Source organism: uncultured Campylobacter sp. (assembly GCF_938045225.1).
In the GTDB taxonomy this organism is placed as follows: domain Bacteria; phylum Campylobacterota; class Campylobacteria; order Campylobacterales; family Campylobacteraceae; genus Campylobacter_A.
The window spans coordinates 1-1691 of record NZ_CALINL010000012.1 but is presented as its reverse complement, the minus strand read 5'-3'; the positions used below and the strand labels follow the sequence as shown (position 1 = coordinate 1691).

Annotated in this window: 3 protein-coding genes; all 3 read right to left on the bottom strand. The window is 44.7% G+C overall.

Annotation, left to right across the window (positions count from 1 at the left end; genetic code table 11):
• A partial coding sequence (gene hisB / locus Q0200_RS01160) for an imidazoleglycerol-phosphate dehydratase HisB (protein ID WP_297936781.1) occupies window positions 1-450 on the bottom strand: 450 nt, incomplete at its 3' end.
• Between the two features lies 1 nt (window position 451).
• Window positions 452-1315, bottom strand: a complete 864-nt coding sequence (locus tag Q0200_RS01155; protein ID WP_297936779.1) for a septal ring lytic transglycosylase RlpA family protein — start codon at window positions 1313-1315, stop codon at window positions 452-454.
• The coding region (locus Q0200_RS01150; RefSeq protein WP_297936777.1) for a LysM peptidoglycan-binding domain-containing protein at window positions 1299-1691 on the bottom strand (393 nt) is incomplete at its 5' end. The genes Q0200_RS01155 and Q0200_RS01150, both read right to left, overlap by 17 nt.

Here is a 1691-nt window from a genome sequence, read left to right as displayed (position 1 = left end):
GCCATGAAGAATTTTCAGGTGCAGATTCATCTGCAGATTAAAGGCTAGGGCTTGGAAAAATTCGTTCGCCAGCTCTACGTCAAATTCGCCGACTTTGCCCTCGTTTATACTTTCATATACCAAAAACGGACGGTTTGAAAGATCAAGGGCGCAGTTTACCGCCGCCTCGTCCATCACCACCGTCGCTTCGCCAAATCTCTCGACTCCGTTAAGCGGATAAATTTTCTCGCGCAAAGCCTGCCCGATAACGATACCCACGTCCTCTACGCTATGATGAAAATCCACATGCAAATCACCCTTGCAGACAAGCTTCATATCAAAAAGAGCGTGCTTGCAAAGGGCCTCGAGCATGTGGTCAAAAAATCCTATGCCCGTGCTTATCTCGGCTTTACCGCTACCGTAAATTTCAAGCTCTAGGCTAACGTCCGTCTCTTTTGTCTTTCTTTGCATTTTATTCCCTCACGAAAAATGCGCCAGCAATGTGTCCTGCGCTTATGAAGTCTTTTGCTTCCTCTTCACTTCTAAAGCCGCTTATAAACACTCTGTAAATTTTACCGCCGTCAAGATCATACGACTTTATGACAGTATCATAGGCACCGTTGCCGTATTGTCCCGCATGCTGCTGCTTATGGGCATTTGCACCGCTTAAATTTTTAAATGCGCCGATTTGCACCATAAAAATACCGCCTACGAAAGTTTGTTGCTGTTGCGACTTAGTCTGAGTGCTTGGTTTTTGCGATCCAGCTTGTTTTGAGCTATGCTGCGAGGATGCTACGGCCGCTCCGCCGCCGACGTTGCCGTTAAAGCCGACGACCTCTAGCAAAACCGGAGCCGTACCGACGTTAAATACATCAAGCTTAACCGCGCCGGTTTTTGACAGATCTATCACGCGCCCTGCAACAAAAGGACCGCGGTCGTTTATACGTACGATGATATTTTTGCCGTTTTTTATATTCGTCACGCGCACCATCGTATTCATCGGCAGAGTCTTATGCGCCGCCGTCATAGCATGCATATCGTAAGTCTCGCCGTTTGACGTCTTTTTACCGTGAAAATCCGGACCGTACCAGCTGGCTATACCGCTAGCCCTATCACCGACCTTGACTACGGTCGGATAATAAGTTTTTCCGTTTATGGTATACGGGCGCATGGTTGCTTCATGCACACCTTTTGAACTGTTTATTTTGCCGCTCTTTTTTGAGACGCCACTAGCAGTAATCCCGCCGGAAGGCGAGGTCAAGAACGAACAGCCGCCCATAAAAAATACGAAAAATAGACTAAAAAATATAAATTTAGCCCTACTCGGTTGCGGCAAGTTTGGCTCCGATCGAGCTGTTTGAGCTCATAAGAGTATTGGCTTCTTTTAAATCTTCAAGCGCTACGTCAAATTTCTGAGAAACTTCGCCGAGCGTATCGCCGCTTTTTACCATATACTCGGCTAGATAGTTTACGTTTTGCTCACTTGGGATAACTAATTTTTGACTAGGCTTTATCTCGCTTGAAGCAAGACCGTTATATTCTTTTATAATTTTATGATTTACGCCTGTTTTTTCAGCTATAGTTAGTAATGTATCATTCTCTTTGGCAGTATAAAATTCAAATTTTCTATTTTGCGCTACTTCGAAATTATCGCTAAACATTTCCTTTTTATTTGACGGAATATAAAGATAATAAGGATTCTCAGTCGGCGG